Source organism: Ensifer sp. EB106-03-01-XG145 (genome assembly GCF_058792075.1).
Window position 1 is genome coordinate 496881 of sequence record NZ_JBYTEC010000001.1, and the last position, 19964, is coordinate 516844.

At 63.5% G+C, this 19964-nt stretch carries 18 protein-coding genes; 8 read left to right on the plus strand and 10 right to left on the minus strand.

Features of this window, described 5'->3' with window-relative positions; all coding sequences use genetic code 11:
* Positions 1–56: 56 nt before the first annotated feature.
* The gene (locus AC3WWH_RS02450) at positions 57–293 is read left to right on the plus strand and encodes an Lrp/AsnC ligand binding domain-containing protein (RefSeq protein WP_034797129.1); all 237 of its coding nucleotides are present in this window, start codon (positions 57–59) and stop codon (positions 291–293) included.
* 43 nt (positions 294–336) lie between these two features.
* Here the strand turns inward: AC3WWH_RS02450 and pdeM are convergent, their stop codons facing one another.
* The 4 genes from pdeM to AC3WWH_RS02470 all read right to left on the minus strand — a co-directional run bounded on the left by pdeM (position 337) and on the right by AC3WWH_RS02470 (position 5552).
* Positions 337–1062 (minus strand): ligase-associated DNA damage response endonuclease PdeM, encoded by a 726-nt coding sequence (pdeM, locus tag AC3WWH_RS02455; protein WP_058323590.1) that lies wholly within the window; start codon positions 1060–1062, stop codon positions 337–339.
* Between the two features lie 87 nt (positions 1063–1149).
* Positions 1150–3696 carry a ligase-associated DNA damage response DEXH box helicase gene (locus tag AC3WWH_RS02460; protein WP_058323589.1) on the minus strand — a complete coding sequence of 849 codons (2547 nt, stop codon included), beginning with the start codon at positions 3694–3696 and terminating at the stop codon, positions 1150–1152.
* A gap of 175 nt (positions 3697–3871) precedes the next feature.
* Positions 3872–4507, minus strand: a complete 636-nt coding sequence (locus AC3WWH_RS02465; RefSeq protein WP_058323588.1) for a YitT family protein — start codon at positions 4505–4507, stop codon at positions 3872–3874.
* Positions 4508–4613: 106 nt separating this feature from the next.
* The gene (locus tag AC3WWH_RS02470) at positions 4614–5552 is read right to left on the minus strand and encodes a class I SAM-dependent methyltransferase (protein ID WP_058323587.1); all 939 of its coding nucleotides are present in this window, start codon (positions 5550–5552) and stop codon (positions 4614–4616) included.
* 162 nt (positions 5553–5714) lie between these two features.
* Here AC3WWH_RS02470 and AC3WWH_RS02475 point away from each other — a divergent pair, with 162 nt between their 5' ends.
* The 3 genes from AC3WWH_RS02475 to AC3WWH_RS02485 all read left to right on the plus strand — a co-directional run bounded on the left by AC3WWH_RS02475 (position 5715) and on the right by AC3WWH_RS02485 (position 8163).
* A complete protein-coding gene (locus AC3WWH_RS02475) occupies positions 5715–5981 on the plus strand; it encodes a DUF6460 domain-containing protein (protein WP_058323586.1) in 267 nt (88 codons plus the stop codon).
* Between the two features lie 2 nt (positions 5982–5983).
* The gene (locus tag AC3WWH_RS02480; protein ID WP_058323704.1) at positions 5984–6487 is read left to right on the plus strand and encodes a CAP domain-containing protein; all 504 of its coding nucleotides are present in this window, start codon (positions 5984–5986) and stop codon (positions 6485–6487) included.
* Between the two features lie 320 nt (positions 6488–6807).
* On the plus strand, positions 6808–8163 hold the full coding sequence (locus AC3WWH_RS02485; RefSeq protein ID WP_058323585.1) for an MATE family efflux transporter: 1356 nt from the start codon (positions 6808–6810) through the stop codon (positions 8161–8163).
* Here AC3WWH_RS02485 and AC3WWH_RS02490 read toward each other — a convergent pair.
* Positions 8139–9224: a quinone-dependent dihydroorotate dehydrogenase gene (locus AC3WWH_RS02490; RefSeq protein ID WP_093231868.1), complete on the minus strand. Its 1086-nt coding sequence runs from the start codon at positions 9222–9224 to the stop codon at positions 8139–8141. The two genes, AC3WWH_RS02485 and AC3WWH_RS02490, sit on opposite strands and share 25 nt — an antisense overlap.
* Positions 9221–9568 carry a DUF952 domain-containing protein gene (locus AC3WWH_RS02495; RefSeq protein WP_058323584.1) on the minus strand — a complete coding sequence of 116 codons (348 nt, stop codon included), beginning with the start codon at positions 9566–9568 and terminating at the stop codon, positions 9221–9223. The genes AC3WWH_RS02490 and AC3WWH_RS02495 overlap by 4 nt, the downstream gene beginning before the upstream one ends.
* Before the next feature lie 169 nt (positions 9569–9737).
* Here AC3WWH_RS02495 and AC3WWH_RS02500 point away from each other — a divergent pair, with 169 nt between their 5' ends.
* Together AC3WWH_RS02500 and AC3WWH_RS02505 are read left to right on the plus strand one after the other, a co-directional pair.
* A complete protein-coding gene (locus tag AC3WWH_RS02500) occupies positions 9738–10157 on the plus strand; it encodes a hypothetical protein (RefSeq protein WP_057248135.1) in 420 nt (139 codons plus the stop codon).
* An 81-nt stretch (positions 10158–10238) separates the two neighbouring features.
* Positions 10239–10889, plus strand: a complete 651-nt coding sequence (locus AC3WWH_RS02505; protein WP_058323583.1) for a response regulator — start codon at positions 10239–10241, stop codon at positions 10887–10889.
* A 67-nt stretch (positions 10890–10956) separates the two neighbouring features.
* Here the strand turns inward: AC3WWH_RS02505 and AC3WWH_RS02510 are convergent, their stop codons facing one another.
* A complete protein-coding gene (locus tag AC3WWH_RS02510; RefSeq protein WP_058323582.1) occupies positions 10957–14460 on the minus strand; it encodes a PAS domain-containing hybrid sensor histidine kinase/response regulator in 3504 nt (1167 codons plus the stop codon).
* A 262-nt stretch (positions 14461–14722) separates the two neighbouring features.
* Here AC3WWH_RS02510 and mscL point away from each other — a divergent pair, with 262 nt between their 5' ends.
* Both mscL and AC3WWH_RS02520 read left to right on the plus strand, forming a co-directional pair.
* Positions 14723–15151, plus strand: coding sequence for a large conductance mechanosensitive channel protein MscL (gene mscL, locus AC3WWH_RS02515; RefSeq protein WP_057248138.1), 429 nt, complete (start codon positions 14723–14725; stop codon positions 15149–15151).
* 207 nt (positions 15152–15358) lie between these two features.
* Positions 15359–16525 (plus strand): pyridoxal phosphate-dependent aminotransferase, encoded by a 1167-nt coding sequence (locus tag AC3WWH_RS02520; RefSeq protein ID WP_058323581.1) that lies wholly within the window; start codon positions 15359–15361, stop codon positions 16523–16525.
* A 34-nt stretch (positions 16526–16559) separates the two neighbouring features.
* Here the strand turns inward: AC3WWH_RS02520 and AC3WWH_RS02525 are convergent, their stop codons facing one another.
* The 3 genes from AC3WWH_RS02525 to AC3WWH_RS02535 all read right to left on the minus strand — a co-directional run bounded on the left by AC3WWH_RS02525 (position 16560) and on the right by AC3WWH_RS02535 (position 19751).
* The gene (locus AC3WWH_RS02525; RefSeq protein ID WP_058323580.1) at positions 16560–16868 is read right to left on the minus strand and encodes a chorismate mutase family protein; all 309 of its coding nucleotides are present in this window, start codon (positions 16866–16868) and stop codon (positions 16560–16562) included.
* 467 nt (positions 16869–17335) lie between these two features.
* Entirely contained in the window at positions 17336–18340 is a 1005-nt protein-coding gene (cydB, locus tag AC3WWH_RS02530; protein ID WP_058323579.1) for a cytochrome d ubiquinol oxidase subunit II, read from the minus strand.
* On the minus strand, positions 18330–19751 hold the full coding sequence (locus AC3WWH_RS02535) for a cytochrome ubiquinol oxidase subunit I (protein WP_113398436.1): 1422 nt from the start codon (positions 19749–19751) through the stop codon (positions 18330–18332). Before AC3WWH_RS02535 ends, cydB begins: the two co-directional genes overlap by 11 nt.
* Positions 19752–19964: the final 213 nt, after the last annotated feature.

Here is a 19964-nt window from a genome sequence, read left to right on the forward strand (position 1 = left end):
AAGGCGATGCTTGCGCTAGTAGCGGCAAGCGACGCCACACAGACAGAGGAAGCTCGATGAAACCGATTTTTGTCCAGTTGCAGTGCGCTCCCGGCAAGACCTACGAGGTCGCTGACGAGATCTACCGCAAGGAAATCGTTTCGGAAATGTACTCGACCAGCGGCGACTACGACCTGATCATCAAGGTCTACATCGAGGAAGGCCAGGACATCGGCAAGTTCATCAACGACAACATTGCCACGGTGCCGGGCATCTCGCGCTCGTTGACGACGCTGACCTTCAACGCGTTCTGATCACGGGCGGCGTGCGGACGGAACCGCACGCCTTCCCCAAGCGTCAGGCAATCAGATTGGCAAACCGGACCGAATAGATCCGGTCGCGACCGAGCATGTGGGCGACCAGCCTGCTGCGGTCGAAGAGGCCGGTCATGGCCCGGTGTCGCAGGTCTAGCCCGCCGGTCGTGACCCCGAAGGCGGGCATCAGCATGCGCGTGCCATCGGTCGCAAAGCAGGCGCGGCGCACGGCCCTTTCGCGTCTCACCACCGTTGCCGCCGGATGCAGATGCCCGGCGATCTCGCCAACGGCGTCGCCGCGCTTCGGCTCGTGCCGGAAGGCAAGACCCGCATAGTTGAGCTCGTCCATCGAGGCGCCCGGGAGCCCGAACGCGCCATCCGGATCGTGATTGCCGTTGATCCAGACCCACTCGCGCCCGAGCGCCATCGCCGCGATCATGTGCCGGAAGGCGTCCGGCATCACGGCTGAACCGACACGATCGTGAAAATTGTCGCCGAGGCTGATGACGAGTTTCGGGTTGTGGCGCACGATCGCCGCCTCCAGCACGCGCAGCGTCGCAAGCGTGTCATAGGGCGGCAAAAGCATGCCGCGGCGGGCGAACGCCGAACCCTTTTCCAGATGCAGGTCGGAAACCACGAGCGTGCCGGTCTCGGGCAGGTATAGACTGCCGAGCGGATCGCAGATCGCGACGACGCCGTTCACGATCGTCTGGGCGTGGAGGAGGGGGGCAGTCGTCTGAGCTGATAGGGCGTGGGCGAGGCGGTGCATGGTCACGATCCCGCACGCGACTGACTGTCGAGACGGAAGTGACCGGCCCAATTCGTTAGACTGCTCGTTCTCAAAGCCATTTTCCTATCAATCCACATCCAGACCGCCCATCGCCTCGTGGATCAAGTCGTCGGCGGCCTCCGAAAGCAGGAAGTCCTGCGCTTCGCCCTGGATCATTTCCTTGCCGATCTCCAGCATCACAGGCACCGCCAGCGGCGAGATCCGGTCGAGACGCCTGTGGGTGATGTGGCCCTTGATTCGCTTCAGCATATCCCCGAGCCGAGCGATGTCCAAAAGCCCCGTTGCCGCATCGTTGCGGGTCGCTTCGAGCAGCAGGTGATCCGGCTCGTGTGCGTGCAATACGTCGTAAATGAGGTCGGCCGAAACCGTCACCTGCCGGCCGGTCTTTTCCTTGCCGGGATGGCGTTGGTCGATCAGCCCGGCGATGACGGCGCAGTTGCGAAAGGTGCGTTTCAGAAGAAAGGACTCGTTCAGCCAGGCTTCGAGGTCATCGCCGAGCATGTCTTCGTCGAACAGCTCGGCAAGCGCGCCGCGCCTGAGTTCGAAAGTGGTGCCGAGGTCGTCGAGCGCCCAGACCGCCAGCGAGTAATCCGTCGCGACGAAGCCGAGCGGCTTCAAAGCGGCGCGGTCGAGCCTGCGGGTCAAAAGCATGCCGAGCGTCTGGTGCGCCAGTCGTCCTTCGAAGGCGTAGATGACCATGTAGTGGCGGCTGCCGCGCGGGAAGGTCTCGATCAGAAGCTCGTCCTCGCGCGGCAGCATCGAGACGTCCTTCTGTAGCGACAGCCAGTCGCGCACCTGTTCCGGTAGCGCCGCCCTGCGCGCCGGATCGGCGAGCATCCTGCGAACCTGCTCGGCCAGGTAGGTCGAGAGCGGAAACTTGCCGCCGGCATAGCTCGGCACCTTCGGATCGAAGGTAAAGGCCTGGCTGACGAGGCATTCGTTCTCGCGGATGCCCTCGAAGCGCAGCACCTTGCCGGAGAACATGAAGGTGTCGCCCTGGGAGAGCATTTCGAGGAAATACTCCTCGACCTTGCCGAGCGGCATGCCGCCGCGGCCGAGCGAGCCGCGCTGGTTGCGCTTGACCATGCGCACGTTCAGCATCGGCGACTCGACGATGGTGCCGACATTCAGGCGGTATTGTTGCGCCACCAGCGGATTGGAAACGCGGTAGAGCCCGTCCTTGGTCTTGCGGATCCGGGCATAGCGTTCATAGGTCTTCAGCGCGTAGCCGCCGGTCGCCACAAAATCGATCACCCGCTCGAAGGTCTCCCAGGCGAGTGTCGTGTAGGGCGAGGCGCTGGTGATCTCGTCGTAAAGCGACAGCGGGTCGAAAGGCGCGGCACAGGCCATGCCGAGCACATGCTGGGCGAGCACGTCGAGCGCGCCCTTGCCGACCGGTGGCGTGTCCTGCGCGCCGATATAGTTGGCGTCGAGCGCCGCCTGGCATTCCATCACCTCGAAGCGGTTGGCCGGCACCAGGATCGCCTTCGAGGGTTCGTCCATGCGGTGGTTGGCGCGGCCGATGCGCTGGGCCAAACGGCTTGCCCCCTTCGGCGCACCGACATGCACGACGAGATCGACGTCGCCCCAGTCGATGCCGAGGTCGAGCGTCGATGTGGCGACGACAGCGCGCAACCGGTTCTCGGCCATCGCCGCCTCGACCTTGCGGCGCTGGGCGACATCGAGCGAACCGTGATGCAGCGCGATCGGCAGATTGTCGTCGTTGATCGTCCAGAGTTCCTGGAAGAGCAGTTCCGCCTGGCTGCGGGTGTTGACGAAGAGCAGGGTGGTGCCGTGCTCCTTGATCGCGGCGTAGACATCGGCGATGGCGTAGCGCGCCGAGTGCCCGGCCCAGGGCACGTGCTCTTCCGTCTTGAGGATGGAGATCTGCGGCTTGGCGCCGCCTTCGACAAGCACGAGCCCTGCGTGATTGTTCGTGTTCGGCTCCTGTGGCGCCAGCCAGCGCTGCAGGTCCATGGGATCGGAAACCGTTGCCGAGAGCCCGATCGTCTGCAGCCGCGGCGCCAGCCGGCGAAGCCGCGCGAGGCCGAGGGAGAGCAGATGGCCGCGCTTCGAGGTGACGAGCGAGTGCAGCTCGTCGAAGACGACGTAGCGCAGGTCTTTGAAGAAGCGCGTCGCCTCGCCATTGGCAAGCAGCAGCGCCAGCTGTTCCGGCGTCGTCAGCAATATGTCGGGTGGATTGAGCTTCTGTCGCTGGCGCTTGGCGGTGGGCGTGTCGCCGGTGCGGTTTTCGATGCGAACCGGCAGGCCCATTTCGCCGACCGGTTTCATCAGGTTGCGCTCGATATCGACGGCAAGCGCCTTCAAAGGCGAAATGTAGAGCGTATGGATGCCGACGAAGGCGGAGCCGGGCGGGATCTTGCCGCGGCGGGTGAGATCGACCAGCGAAGGCAGGAAGCCGGCAAGCGTCTTGCCGGCACCTGTCGGTGCGATCAGCAGCGTGCTGTCCCCCGCCTCGGCGCGTGCCAGGAGCTCAAGCTGGTGGGCGCGCGGCCGCCAGCCCTTCTCGCCGAACCAGCGCAGAAAGGGGGCGGGCAAGGTCAAGGCATCACCTTGCGGTTCTCTGGAATCGATCCTGTTCACGGAGAACAAAGGTAGATCAAATCTGCCAAAAGAGAAGCCCGGAAGACCTGCCGCCGGGCGGCACATTGACTCCTGTTCGAAACTGGATCGCCGTCGGCTTCTGCTCTCCGCATCCGGTCGACGCACCGGGAAAGGGTCGCCTGAGACAGCCCAGCAATCGTTTCCGCGTGACGACTGGACTGATCTAGAGTGCGATGTAACGATCGGCGCGGTGGTTGATGGCCACAAACAGGTTGAGCACGACCGCGCCGAGCACCGACCAGGCGACCACCGTGGGCGTCGTCACCCCAAAGGCGGCGACGAGCACGACCATGTCGATCGCAAGCTGCACGAGGCCGGCGCGAATGCCGAAGCGCTCCTGCAGGTAGATGCCGAGAATGCCGACGCCGCCAAGGCTGGCGCGGTGGCGATAGAGCGCGAGCAAGCCATAACCGAGCAGCAGGCCGCCAAGCAGCGCTGCCCAGGCCGGCTGGATCGTGCCGATTTGGAAGAGGCGCGACTGGATGTCGGTCAGGAACGAGGTGAGGCCGATGGCGATGAAGGTCTTGACCGTGAAGGCCGGGCCGAGCCGCTTCAGTGACAGGTAGAAGAACGGCAGGTTGAGCAGGAAGAAGGCAAGACCGAAATTGATGCCGAACGCATAGTGCAAAAGGAAGGCGACGCCCGCCGTGCTGCCGGTGAGCAGGCCGGCGCTTGCGAGAAAATAGAGGCCGAGTGCGGCGATCAGGCTGCCGGTGAAGATGCCCTGCAGGTCCTCGACCGCTGTATGCCGGGTCGGGCTGGTGTTCCAGATACCGAAAACGCTGCTGATCTGAGCCATGGCAAAACCTCGATTGCGATGGCCGCAGCAATGCTGCAACGCACAACAATATTCAAGAAAAATATGTCAGTAATGCTGACTTATTTTTGCGACTCTGCCTTGCGTTTTATGCAGGCTTGCGCGCCAGGAACAGGATGCCGAAAACCGGTTCGCCGGCATCCATGCGGATGACGGTACGCTCGATGGCCAGCAGGTTCAGCCCGTGCGCCGTGCAGAGGCCGCGAATATAGGCTTCGCTATGGGCGTAGCGCAGCGAGGGGCGCAGCAGAAAATCCACGCCATCGCCCGCATCCTCGACGGAAAAGGCGAAGTAGCCATCGGCGGCCAGCAGACGGAGCGTGATGTCGAAGACGCTGTCGAGATTGCCGAGATACATGAGCACATCGGCGGCGCTGACGAGATCGGCGCGGGCGGACGCGAAGTTGCCGAAGATGCCGGAAGCTTGTGGCGGAAGCGAAAGATCGGCGCGTGCCAGCCGATCGTAGGTGGATTTCGCCTCGGCCTTGGCGAGCATGTTGATGGAGATGTCGAAACCTTCAAGGAATTGCGCCTGATCCCGGATGCGTTCGCCGAAGAGGCCGGTGCCGCAGCCGAGATCCGTCACATGCTCGAAGATGAGGCCCCCGGTGTGGCTTTGGATCAGCGCCGCGAGCTTTTGCGGCACCGTGTAGCCGAGCTTTTCCACCAGCGCCTGGTCGAAGCGATCGGCATAGTCGTCGAACAGGCGCTCGACATAGAGGCTCGGCGGCTGTTCGGGCACCGCGGCGGCACCGAGAAGCGCCAGCTTCAGGCCGGCGCCGAAGATGTCCCGCGGGCTCAGCGCCAGGGTTTTTCTGAGCGCGTCGATCGCCGCCTCTTTCCGGCCCGATTTTTCCTCATAGTCCGCGAGCCGAAACCAGCCGGCTGCCCAGTCCGGCGCCCGTTCCAGCGCCTGTGCCATCAGTTCGGCAGCGCTTCCGGGCTCGCCGCCCTCGGCAAGCATTTTTGCGTAGTCGGCGCGGCGGTCGGCGATCAGGTCGCCGGAGGAGAGCTGGTTGAGCGTCATCAATGTGAGATATCGGTTGCGATCAACGCTTCTGACGCCGGATGCTGCAAAACACAAGCGGAATCTGGCTGAAACCGAGCGCTTGGGCGCTGTGCAAGGTCTGGCCGACTTGCGACGCTGCCGATCGCGGCTTATGTGAAGACAAACAGGAGAAGTTCGCGGATGTCGGACGGAATGAACAGATTTTTGGGTGACTCGCCGCTGCGCGTGCTGGTCAAGCTCGTCGTGGTGTCGATCCTCGTCGGCTTCGTCATGACGATGTTCGGCTGGTATCCGACCGATATCTACTTCGCGGTCCGCAACTTCCTGCTCGATCTCTGGTACACCGGCTTTGCCGCACTTGGCCGGGTGGGCGACTATCTGCTGCTCGGTGCGGCGATCGTCGTTCCGGCCTTCGTGATCCTGCGTGTTCTGAGCTACCGGCGCTGATGATGCACGACCGGTTTCTCTTGATCGAACGCCGCGGCCTGCTGCGTGCAACCGCCATCCTCTCGCTCGGCGCGCTTGCCGGTTGCACGACGTCCCAACTGCTGACGCCCGATAGTGGCACTGGCAGCGACCAGACCGAGGCGAGCCTCGGCTACGTCAACAAGCTGCGCAAGGGCAAGGGGCTGACGGAGCTCGTGGCGGACCACGCGGCCTCGGTCGCCGCGATGAACCAGGCCGCCCGCATGGCCAAGGTCGGCAAGATGCAGCATCTGATCGGTTGGAACGATAGTTTCTACGACCGGATGAAGGGCCAGGGCGTGACGCTTCCGGCAGCCGAAAACATCGCCATGGGCCAGGACGACGCCGAGCGCGCCTATGATGCCTGGTACAAGTCGCCCAAGCATCTGGAAAACATGCTCGGCAACTATCGCGGCCTCGGCGTTGCCGTCGCCCAGAACGCTTCATCCGGCAACCGCCCCTTCTGGGCCATGGTGCTGTCGGCCTGATTCGGCCTTAGCGGACATCTGAACCGCACCTGGCCCCTCATCCCCTGCCGGGACCTTCTCCCCGCAGGCGGGGAGAAGGCAGGTTGCCGCACCCCCTCTATCCCCAGCAACCATGCGATTGGACTGCTCTTCCGATAGCGGCTCGGGATGCGGTGTTGCGGCTTGTCCACGTCCCCTCTCTCCGCTTGCGGGGAGAGGGCTAGGGTGAGGGGCTACTTGCGCGCTGAAACCTTTTCGTCGCAACTGCTCGGCGCGCTTGCATCCTCCCATGCACTTTCCCTAAAACGGTCGTCACTCACCCATAACGCCCGGACCGTTCGATGACCGCCTCTCCCGCCTCGCCGAACGATCCCGCCGGCGCCTTTCACGTCACCCATCGGCTGATCCTGGCGATTGCGCTGCCGATGACGCTCGGCTTCCTGACGACGCCCTTGCTGGGTCTGGTCGATACGGCTGTTATCGGCCGCATGGGGCAGGCGACGCTGCTCGCGGGGCTCGCGATCGGCGCCATCATATTCGACCTGATCTTTACCACCTTCAATTTCCTGCGCGCCGGCACGACCGGCCTCGTTGCTCAGGCCTATGGCCGTGGTGACAGACGTGAGCAGCAGGCGGTGTTCTGGCGGTCGCTTACGATCGCGCTTGTCTGCGGCACGGTCAGCGTTCTCATTTCGCCTCTTCTGCTATCCGGCGGCCTCTGGCTGATGGGACCTGAGCCGGAGGTGGCGGCCGTCACCAGCACCTACTTTCTCTGTCGTATCATTTCGGCACCGGCAGCCCTTGCGAACTACGCCATCCTCGGCTTCGTGCTTGGCCGCGGCGAAGGCACCATCGGTCTGATGCTGCAGACGCTGATCAATGGCATCAACATTGTGCTGTCGATCCTGCTCGGTCTAGTCCTTGGCTGGGGCGTGATGGGGGTCGCGCTTGCCACCGTCACCGGCGAGGTGATCGGGGCGCTTGCCGGCTTTGCGATCGTCTATGGCCGTTTCGACCGCAAGGATGCGCCGAGCTGGGCGCTGATCTTCGATCGCGAACGATTGAAGCCGCTCTTCGGCCTCAACCGCGACATCATGATCCGCTCCTTCGTGCTGCTCGCTGCCTTCACGCTGATGACGCGCATCGGCACGGCCTTTGGGCCGGTGACGCTTGCGGCAAACGCGGTGTTGATGACGATCTTCCTGGTCGCCGGCTACTATCTCGACGGCCTCGCCAACGCCGCCGAGCAATTGATCGGCCGTTCGATCGGTGCCCGCTACCGCCCAGCCTTCGATCGCGCGCTACGCCTGACGGCCGCCTGGTCGCTGGGGCTCGCCTTGGTCACCACCATCGTCCTCCTGCTTTTCGGCGATCGGCTCATCAATCTGTTGACGACGGCGGCCGATGTCCGCGCGGCCGCTTACGAGTATCTGCCCTGGGCGGCTGTCACTGCGACCACCGGCGCACTCGCCTTCCTGATGGATGGCGTCTTCATCGGCGCCACCTGGTCGCGCGAGATGCGCAACATGATGGTCGCGGCCTTTGTCGGCTACGCGGCGGCGCTGGCTGTGCTCGTGCCCGTCTTCGGCAATCACGGGCTTTGGGCCGGCCTCAACCTCTTCCTGTTGCTGCGCGGCCTGTTCCTGCTTTCGAGAATTTCCGCGAAGGCGCGTCAGACCTTCCGGCCGGCCCAGTAGTCGAGGCGGCTGTCTCTGATATCGCGGATCGAGCTGATCCGCTCACGGTCGCAGAGATCGGAAAGGCCACGCACGATGCGGCCGGGGAGCGCAGGGCCTTCATAGACCATGCAGGAATAGAGCTGGACCAGATCGGCGCCGGCGCGGATTTTTTCTGCCGCGGTCTCGGCCGAACTGACGCCACCGACACCGATGATCGGCAGATTTGGTCCGACGCGCTTGCGCATGCGGGCAAGCACCGCCGTCGACTTCTCGAAGAGCGGCTTGCCGGAGAGGCCGCCAGCTTCCTTCGCCTGGTTCTGGTCCTTCAAGCCTTCGCGCGAAAGCGTCGTGTTGGAGACGATCAGGCCGTCGAGATTGTGGGCGAGAACTTCGGCTGCGATGTCGTCCATGCCCTCTTCCGTCAGATCGGGCGCGATCTTGAGGAACACCGGAACGTACCGGTTGCTACGGCGGGCTTCCTCGTCGCGAGCGGCGAGCACGGCGGACAGCAGAGTGGCGAGGCTCGCGCGCGCCTGCAGGTCGCGCAGGCCCGGCGTGTTCGGCGAGGAGATGTTGGCGGTGAAATAACGGGCGACCGAATAGAAGGCGTGAATGCCGTTCACATAGTCGGCAACGCGGTCGGCACTGTCCTTGTTGGCGCCGATATTGACGCCGATCAGCGCAGCGCGCGAGCAGGCCTTGAGCCGCGCCAGCGCCGCGCCATGACCCTCGTTGTTGAAGCCGAGGCGGTTGATGACGGCCTCGTCCTCGACCAGCCGGAAAATGCGCGGCTTGTCGTTGCCGGACTGCGGTTTCGGCGTGACGGTGCCGATTTCGGTGAAACCAAAACCGATCTTCAGGAGCGCTTCCGGCACCTCGGCGTTCTTGTCATAGCCGGCCGCCATGCCGATCGGGTTTGGGAACTCGATGCCGGCGACCGTCTGGGAAAGCCGCTTGTCGGCCTTGGAAGGACAGCTGGGCACGAGCCCGGTCTTCAGCGCCTTGATCGACAGGCCGTGCGCGGCCTCAGGATCGAACAGGAAGAGGCCGCGGCGGGCGAGATTGGTAAGCGGATTCATGCGTCAAGTTCCGGGAAGATATGCGAGCCATCGGCGCCAAGCGGCAGGGGCTTTTCCCAGACCACGGCGGAGAGGAAGAGGGGTGCATAGAGATGCGGGAAGAGGGCGCCGCCGCGCGAGGGTTCGTAGACCAGTTCCACGCCGAGCGCGTCGCCGTCGACGGCGACCAAAAGCAGGCCTTCCTGTCCCTCGAAATGCCGCGCTGCTGTCTCCACGGCCTGTTCGGCGGTGGAGAAATGGATGAAGCCGTCAGCAAGGTCGACGGGTGCGCCGTCGAAGCGTCCGCTGCGCTTGGCTTCCTGCCACAGCGAGGCCGGAACGATCTTGTAGATGATGGAACCCATTGTGCCCGTCTGCCCCCGTAATCTTCTGTCGTGGCCTTGCCGCAAATATCAGCGATTGTCCATCGCAGAAGGACGTCGATTCGCGCATAATCCTTGGTGAAGATCGATTTCGCTCTTCCCGTTCATGTGCCGGGCGTCATCTGGCAAGGACCGCAACGGAGAGGACGTCATGAGAAAAGCTACAGTCGCACTTCTGATCGGAGCCGGCCTGGCATTCGCCGGCATCGCCTCGGCGCAGGATCCGGCGCCCGGCCGCTACAGCATGCAGAAATCCGAGACCGGCATTGCCCGGCTCGACACGCAAACCGGCGAAGTGTCGCTCTGCCAGGAAAGGAGCGGCGAGCTCGTCTGCCGCATGGCAGCCGACGAACGCTCCGCGCTCGAGCTGGAGATCGAGCTTTTGACCAAACGGGTAGAGACCTTGGAAAAGGCCGTTAAATCCGGTGAAAGCGTCGCGAAACCGAACCTTCCGACCGACGAAGAGATTGACCGGACAATGGGCATCATGGAAAGAATGATGCGTAAGTTCATGGATATCGTGAAGGATCTCGAAGGCAGCGACCCCGCGACGGAGCCGCAGAAGACCTGAGACGCCGGAACGGCCATGCGGGATGCGGATCGGCGCGTGGAGGCGCGCAGGTCGCAGACCGGGCTCTTGGGAGGGAGCGACATGACGCCGGACATGACCATCATCATCGCGGACGATCACCCGCTGTTTCGGGGCGCCATGCGCCAGGCCCTGAGCGGGATGGACGGCGCGCCCGCCATCGTCGAGGCAGCTGATTTCGCCGCCGCGCGCAAGACTGCAGCCGATTACCCGGATGCCGATCTCCTTCTTCTGGACCTGACCATGCCTGGCGTCAGCGGCCTTTCCGGCCTGATTGCACTTCGGGCCGAGTTTCCGAGCCTGCCGGTCATGGTGGTTTCCGCCCATGACGATCCGGCGACGATCCACCGCGCGCTCGACCTCGGCGCGTCCGGCTTCCTCTCAAAGTCGGCCGGTATCGAAGAGATCCGCGAGGGCATCGAGAAGGTCATGGCTGGCGAGGTCTTCGTGCCGGCGGGTTATGACCAGGCGCAGGAATACGAACCGGAAGTCGCCGATCTGCTCCAGCGGCTCCAGACGCTGACGCCGCAACAATCACGCGTCCTCAGCATGCTGGGCGAAGGCCTGCTCAACAAGCAGATCGCCTATGAGCTCGGCGTCTCCGAGGCGACCATCAAGGCGCATGTCTCGGCGATCCTGTTGAAGCTCAATGTCGACAGCCGCACCCAGGCAGTGATCCAGCTTTCGAAGATCGGCACCGTCGCCGCCGCCTGAGGCGGTCAATCGAGCACTGCAGCAGCATTCGTCTATCGCAGGCGCGTTGCCGCAACGCCGAAGCCGCTCACTCCGCAGCCGTTCGCGCCGCCGTCGAAAGCTGCGTCAGCCACGCCCGCATCGCTGCCGGCCGCACCGGCTTGTTCTGGATCGAAACGCCATCGCGCTCGGCCGCGGCGCGCACTTCCGGCGAGCGGTCCGCCGTCACCAGCAGGGCTGGGATCGCCTCGCCGGCGGAAAGCCGGATCTTCGCAATTGCCTCGATGCCAGTGCCGTCGTCGAGATGATAGTCGGCGATGATCGCGTGCGGTTTCTCGGCCGGCTCTCCCGTCATCTCGGCACAGGCGGCAACCGATTCCGCCGTGCTGACGACGCAGCCCCAGCCCGAAAGCAGCACTTTCATGCCCTCGAGGATGCGCGGTTCGTTGTCGATGCAGAGCACGCGCAAGCCGTTGAGCGCCTCGCTCGCCTTGTTGGGGACAACTGGGCGGACCGCGACCGGTTCGCCGGCGCTTACGTCCACCGGCAGCGTCACCTTGAACCCGGTGCCTTTGCCCGGTGTCGATTGCAGGCTGACCGGATGGTTGAGTACGCGCGAGATGCGATCGACGATCGAAAGACCGAGGCCGAGCCCGGAAGCGGTGCGCGCGCCCTCGTCGAGCCGTGCGAATTCCTTGAAGACCGTCCGGAACTTCGACGACGGAATGCCGATGCCGGAATCGAGCACCTCGATCGTCGCCATCGCGCCATGCCTGCGCACGCCGACAAGCACCTTGCCGGTGAGCGTATATTTGATCGCGTTGGAAACGAGGTTCTGCACCACGCGGCGCAAAAGGTTCGGATCGCTGCGCACGACCAGCGAGGTCGGCATGACCACCAGGTCGAGATCCTTGGCGCGCGCGATCGGTGCGAAGTCGGTCTCGATGCGGCGGAGCAGGTCGTTGAGCGGCACGGATTGCAGCCGCGGCTTCATTGCGCCGGTGTCGAGGCGCGAAATATCGAGCACGGCGCCAAGAATGGCCTCGACCGATTCCAGCGAGGAATCGATGTTCTCGACGAGCGTGCTGTTGTCGGAATCGCCCAGCCGCTCGACCAGCGAGGACGAGTAGAGACGGGCGGCATTGAGCGGCTGCAGAATATCGTGGCCGGCGGCGGCGAAGAACCGCGTCTTGCCGATATTGGCCTCTTCCGCGGCCGCCCGCGCTTCGGCGAGTTCCCGGTTCACGCGGGTGAGTTCGCCGGTGCGTTCCTCGACGCGCAGTTCCAGCGTTTCGTTCGCCTGCTTCAGTGCCATGTCGGCGGCAACGCGCTGGGTGATGTCGGTATAGGTGGTGACGATGCCCTTGTCGGGCATGGCATTGGTTCGCACTTCGATGATGCGCTCGCCATTGCCAAGTTCGAGCAGGAAGGGCTTGTCCAGCGTCAGGAAGTTGGCGATCAATCCCTTTTCCTGATCCTTGCGGATATCGCCGCGCTTGGTGAGGATCGAAACGATATCGGCGAGCGGGAAGCCCACCTGGCCGGCCGCCTCGGGCAGATCGAGAAGCTGGCGGAAGCGCCGGTTCCAGATGATCAGGTTGTTGGCGTTGTCGAAGACGGCGATGCCCTGGTCCATCTGCGAGAGCGCGGTCTGCAGCATATCCTGATTGTATTGCAGCGCCTCGCTCGCCTGGTCGAGCAGCCAGGCCGTGTCCGACGACGTGTCGTCGCCGCGCTGCAGGACGAGGGAAAGCACGAGCCGCGCCGACGACGAGCCGATGGCACTGCCGAGCAACTGCTCGGAAAAATGCACGACTGCCATGTCCGCCGGCGCATTGTCGTCCAGCCAGCGGCCGGATTGGCGCTCATAGGTGTGGAACGAGCGCTGCATGCGCTCGGTGCCCATGTAGCGGCCGATCGTCGCCTTGAGATCGCGCACCGTGACCTTGGTCTTGCGGCCGCGGAACGTGCCTTCGGTGCGCGACCGCCGGGTGATGAAGATGCCGGCCTGAAAGCGCTCGATCGGCTTGGGCGTCCGGGTCAGCGAGCCGAGCACATAGGCGCTGCAGTTCACGAGCAGGCTCAGCATCGTGGCATTCACCAACGGGTCGGCGCGGGGACCCGAAAAGAGGTCCGTAAATGGCAGCAGGAAGCTCAGCACCGTTGCCGCGACCTGGGAATTGTCCGGTCCGCCGAGGCTCGGCAGGAACAGGAGATAGGCCCAGACGAAAAAGCCGGAGACCATGCCGGTGATCGCGCCGCGCGCATTCGCCTGGCGCCAGATGAGACCGCCGAGCATGGCCGGCGCCATCTGGGAGATGGCGACGAAGGAGAGGAGCCCGAGCGAAGCAAGGCCGGCACTGATATCGGCGGAGCGGTAATAGCCGTAGCCGAGCAGGAGGACGACGAAGATCGCCGAACGGCGGATGTTGAGCAGCGTCCCCGCGAGGTTTTCCTGAAGCCCGCCGCGCTGGCTGAGATTGCGGCGCAGGAACACCGGCATGACGATGTCGTTGGAGATCATGATCGACAGCGCCACGGAGGCGACGATCACCATGGCCGTTGCTGCCGAGAAGCCGCCAATGAAAGTGATGAGCGTCAGCAGCGGCAGGCCGTTGGCGAGCGGCAGAGTCAAGAGGTAAAGATCCGCGTCGCCGGAGCCCGAGAAAGTGAGGAGGCCGGCAATCGCGATCGGCAGCACGAAGAGATTGATGCCGATCAGATAGAGCGGAAAGAGAATGCCGGCGGTACGCAACTCCCCTTCGGTGCGGTTCTCGACGACGGTCACATGGAACTGCCTGGGCAGCATGATGATCGCGAAGGCGGAGGTGACGATCAGCAGGATCCACCGCGCCGTCGGCGTTTCATAGGAAAGTGCGGATTGCACCGCCGGGCTCTCGGTCGCCAGTGACCAGAGATGGGCCGGGCCGTTGAAGATGACGAAGACGATGTAGAAGCCGGCGGTGACGAGGGCGACGAGCTTGACCAGCGATTCCATTGCGATCGCGAGGATCAGTCCGTCCTGATGTTCTGTCGCGTCCGTATGGCGCGTGCCGAAGACGATGGCGAAGCAGGCGAGGAACAGGGTCACGAGCAGGGGCAGGTCGATGAAACTCTGCCCCGCGCCGATGCCATAGTCGCTGGTGTTGATCATCGCCGCGACGGAGCTCGAAATCGCCTTGAGCTGCAATGCGATATAGGGGATGGCACCGACCAGCGAGATCAGTGCGACGATCGCCGCCACGGCCGGGTTCTTGCCGTAGCGCGCGGCGATGAAGTCGGCGACGGAGGTCAGCTTCTCGGTCTTGGCAAGGCGGATGATCTTGCGGATCAGCGGCATGCCCAGCGTGAACATCAGGATGGGTCCGATGTAGATGCCGGTGAATTCGAGCCCGCGCTCGGCGGCAAGCCCGATGCCGCCGAAATAGGTCCAGGACGTGCAATAGATCGCAAGGCTGAGCGCATAGACGAGCGGCCTGCCTTTCAGCGCAGCGCTTTTCCTCCTGGCCCGCCGGTCGCCATAGCTCGCGACTGCAAACAGCAGCAGCAGATAGGCGAAGGCCGAGGCAAAGATGACCGAACCCGAAAGCATGCCTCACTCCTCCGACACGAAGCATAGGACAAGTCCGCCAGGTTGAGAATTGCCCGGCATATGAGTCTTAAGTCCAAAGTGCTGCAAGAGAAAATGGTCTGCCGGATGCGGAAGGGAGTTTGATCCTTCTTTTGGCAGGCGTGGTTTGACCAAAGGCAAAGAAAGGTTTTCTCGCTGCCCGCTTTGGTTTAGTTTCCGTAAACGGTTGCAGCGCGGGACAGCGCCGGCGGTCGTTTTAAACGGGGATAATACGGAGAGACGTATGCTGAATGAGTTCAAGGAGTTTATTGCCCGCGGGAACGTGATGGACCTCGCGGTCGGTGTCATCATCGGCGCCGCCTTCAGCAAGATCGTCACGTCGGTCGTCGAAGACCTCGTGATGCCCATCGTCGGTGCGCTGACCGGTGGTGGTTTCGACTTCTCCAACTACTTCCTACCGCTGTCGGCCAACGTCACGGCGACGTCTCTCGCCGCCGCCCGTCAGCAGGGCGCCGTCTTTGCCTATGGCAACTTCATCACCGTGCTCATCAACTTCCTGATCCTCGCCTGGATCATCTTCCTGATGATCAAGGCCGTGAACCGCATGCGCGCGTCGATCGAGAAGAAGAAGGACGAGGCACCGGCCGCGCCACCGCCGGAAGATATCCTTCTGCTCTCCGAAATCCGCGACCTGTTGAAACAGCGCGCCTGAGGCTTCTCGCGGCCCCGTTCTGGCGGGGCCGCGAAACATCACAGAAATCGATAAACCGGTCAGATAAAGTCGCGTGATCGCAGAAGCGAAAGCGGCTAGAAGCGATGGGCAGTCTGGAGCGGTCCATTTCCGCTCTAATCCATTGGAATCTTTCACGATGCTCCCGGGCGATCCGGCGCGGGACCGTCGTGCCTCCGGAGCCCGCCGATGACCATCCTCAGCACCATCAGCCCCCGCGCACTTGCGGCGCCCGAAAGCGGTATCGTCGAGGTGGTGAACTATGCCCGCGGCCGCGACGGCCTGATCCCGCTCTGGGTCGGCGAAGGCGACCTGCCGACGCCGGCTTTCATCAGCGATGCGGCACGCGAGGCGCTTTCCGCCGGCGAAACCTTCTACACCTGGCAGCGCGGCATCCCGCCGCTGCGCGAGGCGCTGTCGCGCTACTATCAGCGGCGTTTCCAGAAAGCGCTTTCGCCCGAAAATTTCTACGTCGTCGGCTCCGGCATGCAGGCAATCAAGCTTTCGATAGAGGCGATCGCTTCGCCGGGAGATGAGATGGTGCTGCTGACGCCGGCCTGGCCGAATTTTGCCGCTGCCGCTGACCTCTCTGGCGTCCGTCCAGTTTCCGTCGAACTGCGCTTTGAACACGGAAAGTGGCAGCTCGATCTCGATCGACTGGAAGCGGCGATCGGCCCGAAGACCAGGGCACTGTTCATCAACACGCCGTCGAACCCGACGGGATGGACCGCGACCAAGGAAGAACTGGCCGCGATCCTGGCGCTGGCGCGCAAGCATGGTCTGTGGATCATCGCCGACGAGATCTACGCGCTCTATTATTATGCCGGCGCCCGCGCGCCGTCCTTCCTCGATGTCATGGAAGAGGGCGACCGGATCCTCTTCGTCAATTCCTTCTCGAAGAACTGGTCGATGACCGGCTGGCGGGTGGGTTGGATCGTCGCCCCGCCGGAGATGGGGCAGGTGTTGGAGAACCTGGTGCAATATTCGACGTCAGGCGTCGCACAGTTCATGCAGCGCGGTGCCGTCGTGGCGCTTGACGAGGGCGATGCCTTCCTGGACGCGAATGTCGCCAAGGCGACCAGCAACCGTGACGTCTTCTGCGACGCGCTGATCGCTACCAACCGGGTGGAAACGCTGAAGCCGGATGGAGCGCTCTACGCGTTCCTGAAAATCGACGGCGTCACGGATTCGCGCGCGGCCGCGATCGATATCGTCGACAAGACGGGCGTCGGCCTGGCGCCCGGCACCGCCTTTGGCGATGGTGGTTCGCTGTTCATGCGCGCCTGCTTCCTGCGCGACCCAGCCCAGGTGAAGGAAGCGGCGGCCCGCTTGCAGCGATACATCCTCGGGCGCTGACTTCTGCCAGGAAGGGCGATCGAAGACGGCGACGCTATTCGTCGCCGGTTTCGCCGAGCAGCTTCTGCTCATGGGCAATTGCGTGGCCAATCAGCCGCGCCCAGATGTCCTCGTAGAAGTCAGGATCGAGGTTGAAGCTCGCGGCGTTCTTGCGGGCGTTCTCACGCACTTCCATCACCCGCGCCGGAATATCGGCCTTCAGCTTCAGCGGCCGTTTGATCTCGGCCGCCCGGTCGATATAGCCCCAGCGTTCGGCAAACAGCGTCATCAGCGCCTGGTCGAGCCGGTCGATTTCGGCACGCACATCGGCCATGGTGGTGCATTGCGCGGGGGTCTTTTGCATCTGTCTCGTCCGATTGCCTGGTGCATGGCCGTCGCGGCCAAGCGCAGGTCCAGGTGTTCGAGCGTCCCTCGGCTCTCAGCAAGCGGAGCGCTCTTGCGGCGCACTGCTAACAAACGATGAGCTCAATGAGAAGGGGCAACAGGGTCGCAGCAGGCGACCGGTGACGGTGGTCACCTCAGCAGGCGATCGCTGGGCAGGGGAGGAGGGTGCGGTCCTGTCTCCGTCTGCGGCGATCGCCTGCTGACGTGTTGAGGGAAGTTAGCCGGCCAAGCTTGAGCGAGGCTTTTTAGAGCGGGATGAGGAAAAGCGTATGCGGTTTTCCGCCCGCATCTCGCTCGAACTTATGAGAATCGATCACGTTCCGATCATCAGCTTGATCGCGAGGCCGACGATCGTCACGGCTGCCACCCCGGCGCACCACAGGCCCACGAACCAGAGAAGCTTGCGGCCGGTTCCGGTTTCATCAGTCAATGGTAACCCTCCTCCGGATCGACTTTGCCGCGGAACACCCAATAGGAATAGCCGGTATAGGCGAGGATGATCGGCACCAGCACCAGCGCGCCGGCGAGCAGGAAGGACAGGCTCTCCTCAGGCGCCGCCGCATCCCAGATGGTCAGCGATGGCGGCACCATATAGGGGTAGAAGCTGATGCCGATGCCGGCATAGCCGAGCACGAACAGGCCGAGCGCCGCAAGAAACGGCCGGCTGTCGTGCCTGTTGCGAATGCCTGTGATCAGCGCATACAGGCAACCGAGAACGAGGGCTGGCACGATGACGCTGAAGATCGCCGTCGGAAAGCCGAACCAGCGCTTCAGATATTGCGGCTCCAGGAACGGAGTCCACAGACTGACGATGCCCATGGCGGCGACGGTGCCGAACGAGCACTTGAGCGCGAGGTCGCGGGCGCGGTCGGCGAGGTCGCCATGGGTCTTCATGACCAGCCAGGTGGAGCCGAGCAGGGCATAACCGACGACGACGGCGACGCCGGTCATGATCGAGAAGGGCGTCAGCCAGTCCCACCAGCCGCCGACATAGGCGCGGTTCTCGACGGGGATACCCTGGACGAGCGCGCCGAGAGTTATGCCTTGCGCGAAGGCGGCGAGCATCGAACCGCCCGAGAACGCCCAGTTCCAGAGATATTCGGCACGCCTGGTGCGCCAGCGATATTCGAAGGCGACGCCGCGGAAGATGAGGCCGATGACCATGGCGATAACAGGGGCGTAGAGTGCCGGCAGGATCGTCGCATAAGCGAGCGGAAACACCGCCATCAGACCGCCGCCGCCGAGCACCAGCCAGGTTTCGTTGCCGTCCCAGACCGGCGCGACGGAATTCATCATCACGTCGCGGTCGTGCTTCTCCGGGAAGAACGGGAAGAGGATGCCGACGCCGAGGTCGAAGCCGTCGAGAATGACATAGGCGAGCACCGCAAAGGCGATGATGGCGGCCCAGATGAACGGCAGATCAAACTCCATGACGACCTCCATGAGTGCTGGTGCTGGCGATGGCGGGGCCTGGCATGATGCCGGAGCTGCGCAGCGGCCCTTCGTCGAGATCCGGCATCGGATCACGCGGCAATCGCGCCATCAGCCTCAGGATGTAGAAGGTGCCGGCGCCGAAGACGAAGAAGTAGACGATGATAAAGGCGATCAGCGAGGCGGCGACGGCAGGGGCTGCGATCGGCGCCACCGAGTTCACTGTCAGCAGGTGGCCGTAGACCGTGTAGGGCTGGCGGCCGACTTCGGTGGTGACCCAGCCGGCGAGCACGGCGACGAAGCCGGCCGGGCCCATCACGACTGCCGCCCGATGCAGCCAGACATTGCTGTCGAGCGTGCCGCGGTAACGACACCAGAGCGACCAGAGGCCGATGCCGAGCATGGCGAACCCAAGGCCGACCATCACCCGGAAGGACCAGAACACGATGCCGACGGGCGGATGCAGCTCTTCCGGGATCGTATCGAGGCCGGCGAGCGGCGCGTTGAGGTCGTGCTTCAGGATCAGGCTGGAGAGTTTTGGAACCTCGATGGCATAGTCGACGCGCTTTTCGGGCGAGTTCGGAATGCCGAAAAGGATCAGCGGCGCCCCATCCGGATGGCTCTGGTAGTGGCCTTCCATCGCCATCACCTTGGCCGGCTGGTGCTCCAGCGTGTTGAGGCCGTGCATGTCGCCGGCAAAGATCTGGATGGGCGCGACGATCGCCGCCATCCACATCGCCATCGAGAACATTTTGCGGGCGCGGCGCGGCGCCGTCTTGCGGATGAGGTGCCAGGCGCCGCAGGCGCCGACGACGAAGGCGGTCGTGAGGTAAGCGGCAAGCACCATATGGGTGAGGCGATAGGGGAAGGACGGGTTGAAGACGATCGCCCACCAGTCGACCGGGACGAACTGGCCCGCTTCGTTCATGGCGAAACCGGCGGGCGTCTGCATCCAGGAATTTGCCGAAAGGATCCAGGTGGCGGAAATCAACGTGCCGATGGCGACCATGACAGTGGCCAAGAAATGCAGTTTTGGCCCGACGCGGTTGAGCCCGAAGAGCATGACGCCGAGGAAGCCCGCCTCGAGGAAGAAGGCGGTAAGCACCTCGTAGCCCATCAGCGGCCCGATGATCGGCCCGGCCTTGTCGGAAAAGACGCTCCAGTTGGTGCCGAACTGGTAGGACATGACGATGCCGGAGACCACACCCATGCCGAAGGCGACCGCGAAGATCGTTTTCCAGAAGTGGAAGAGTTCGAGGTAGACCTCGTCCTTTTTCAAGAGCCACAAACCTTCCAGTACCGCGAGGTAGCTCGCAAGGCCGATGGAAAAAGCAGGGAAGATGATGTGGAAGGAGACGGTGAAGGCGAACTGGAAGCGAGCGAGCAGGGTCGCATCGAAACTCTCAAACACGGGCGCAATCCTTTCAGACATACGGCAACGCGCGTCGCTGACGCGTGGCCGTATCGCTCTGGCTGCTGCATCATTCGTCCCATGATCGATCGTCGATCAGGGGACTTTTCTTGGCCGTCCGTCGGGGCGTTTTCGGTGTTGGCCCCGGCTTCTCAGCATGCGCTTGAATCTGCGCCAAATTTGCCAAACGTCAATGACGGCGCGTCCGCCACG

Excerpts from the sequence above, each read along its gene's own strand:
- AC3WWH_RS02450 (WP_034797129.1), top strand. The coding sequence starts at position 57 with ATGAAACCGATTTTTGTCCAGTTGCAGTGCGCTCCCGGCAAGACCTAC.
- pdeM (WP_058323590.1), bottom strand. The coding sequence starts at position 1,062 with ATGCACCGCCTCGCCCACGCCCTATCAGCTCAGACGACTGCCCCCCTC.
- AC3WWH_RS02465 (WP_058323588.1), bottom strand. The coding sequence starts at position 4,507 with ATGGCTCAGATCAGCAGCGTTTTCGGTATCTGGAACACCAGCCCGACC.
- AC3WWH_RS02470 (WP_058323587.1), bottom strand. The coding sequence starts at position 5,552 with ATGACGCTCAACCAGCTCTCCTCCGGCGACCTGATCGCCGACCGCCGC.
- AC3WWH_RS02475 (WP_058323586.1), top strand. The coding sequence starts at position 5,715 with ATGTCGGACGGAATGAACAGATTTTTGGGTGACTCGCCGCTGCGCGTG.
- AC3WWH_RS02480 (WP_058323704.1), top strand. The coding sequence starts at position 5,984 with ATGCACGACCGGTTTCTCTTGATCGAACGCCGCGGCCTGCTGCGTGCA.
- AC3WWH_RS02485 (WP_058323585.1), top strand. The coding sequence starts at position 6,808 with ATGACCGCCTCTCCCGCCTCGCCGAACGATCCCGCCGGCGCCTTTCAC.
- AC3WWH_RS02490 (WP_093231868.1), bottom strand. The coding sequence starts at position 9,224 with ATGAATCCGCTTACCAATCTCGCCCGCCGCGGCCTCTTCCTGTTCGAT.
- AC3WWH_RS02495 (WP_058323584.1), bottom strand. The coding sequence starts at position 9,568 with ATGGGTTCCATCATCTACAAGATCGTTCCGGCCTCGCTGTGGCAGGAA.
- AC3WWH_RS02500 (WP_057248135.1), top strand. The coding sequence starts at position 9,738 with ATGAGAAAAGCTACAGTCGCACTTCTGATCGGAGCCGGCCTGGCATTC.
- AC3WWH_RS02505 (WP_058323583.1), top strand. The coding sequence starts at position 10,239 with ATGACGCCGGACATGACCATCATCATCGCGGACGATCACCCGCTGTTT.
- AC3WWH_RS02510 (WP_058323582.1), bottom strand. The coding sequence starts at position 14,460 with ATGCTTTCGGGTTCGGTCATCTTTGCCTCGGCCTTCGCCTATCTGCTG.
- mscL (WP_057248138.1), top strand. The coding sequence starts at position 14,723 with ATGCTGAATGAGTTCAAGGAGTTTATTGCCCGCGGGAACGTGATGGAC.
- AC3WWH_RS02520 (WP_058323581.1), top strand. The coding sequence starts at position 15,359 with ATGACCATCCTCAGCACCATCAGCCCCCGCGCACTTGCGGCGCCCGAA.
- AC3WWH_RS02525 (WP_058323580.1), bottom strand. The coding sequence starts at position 16,868 with ATGCAAAAGACCCCCGCGCAATGCACCACCATGGCCGATGTGCGTGCC.
- cydB (WP_058323579.1), bottom strand. The coding sequence starts at position 18,340 with ATGGAGTTTGATCTGCCGTTCATCTGGGCCGCCATCATCGCCTTTGCG.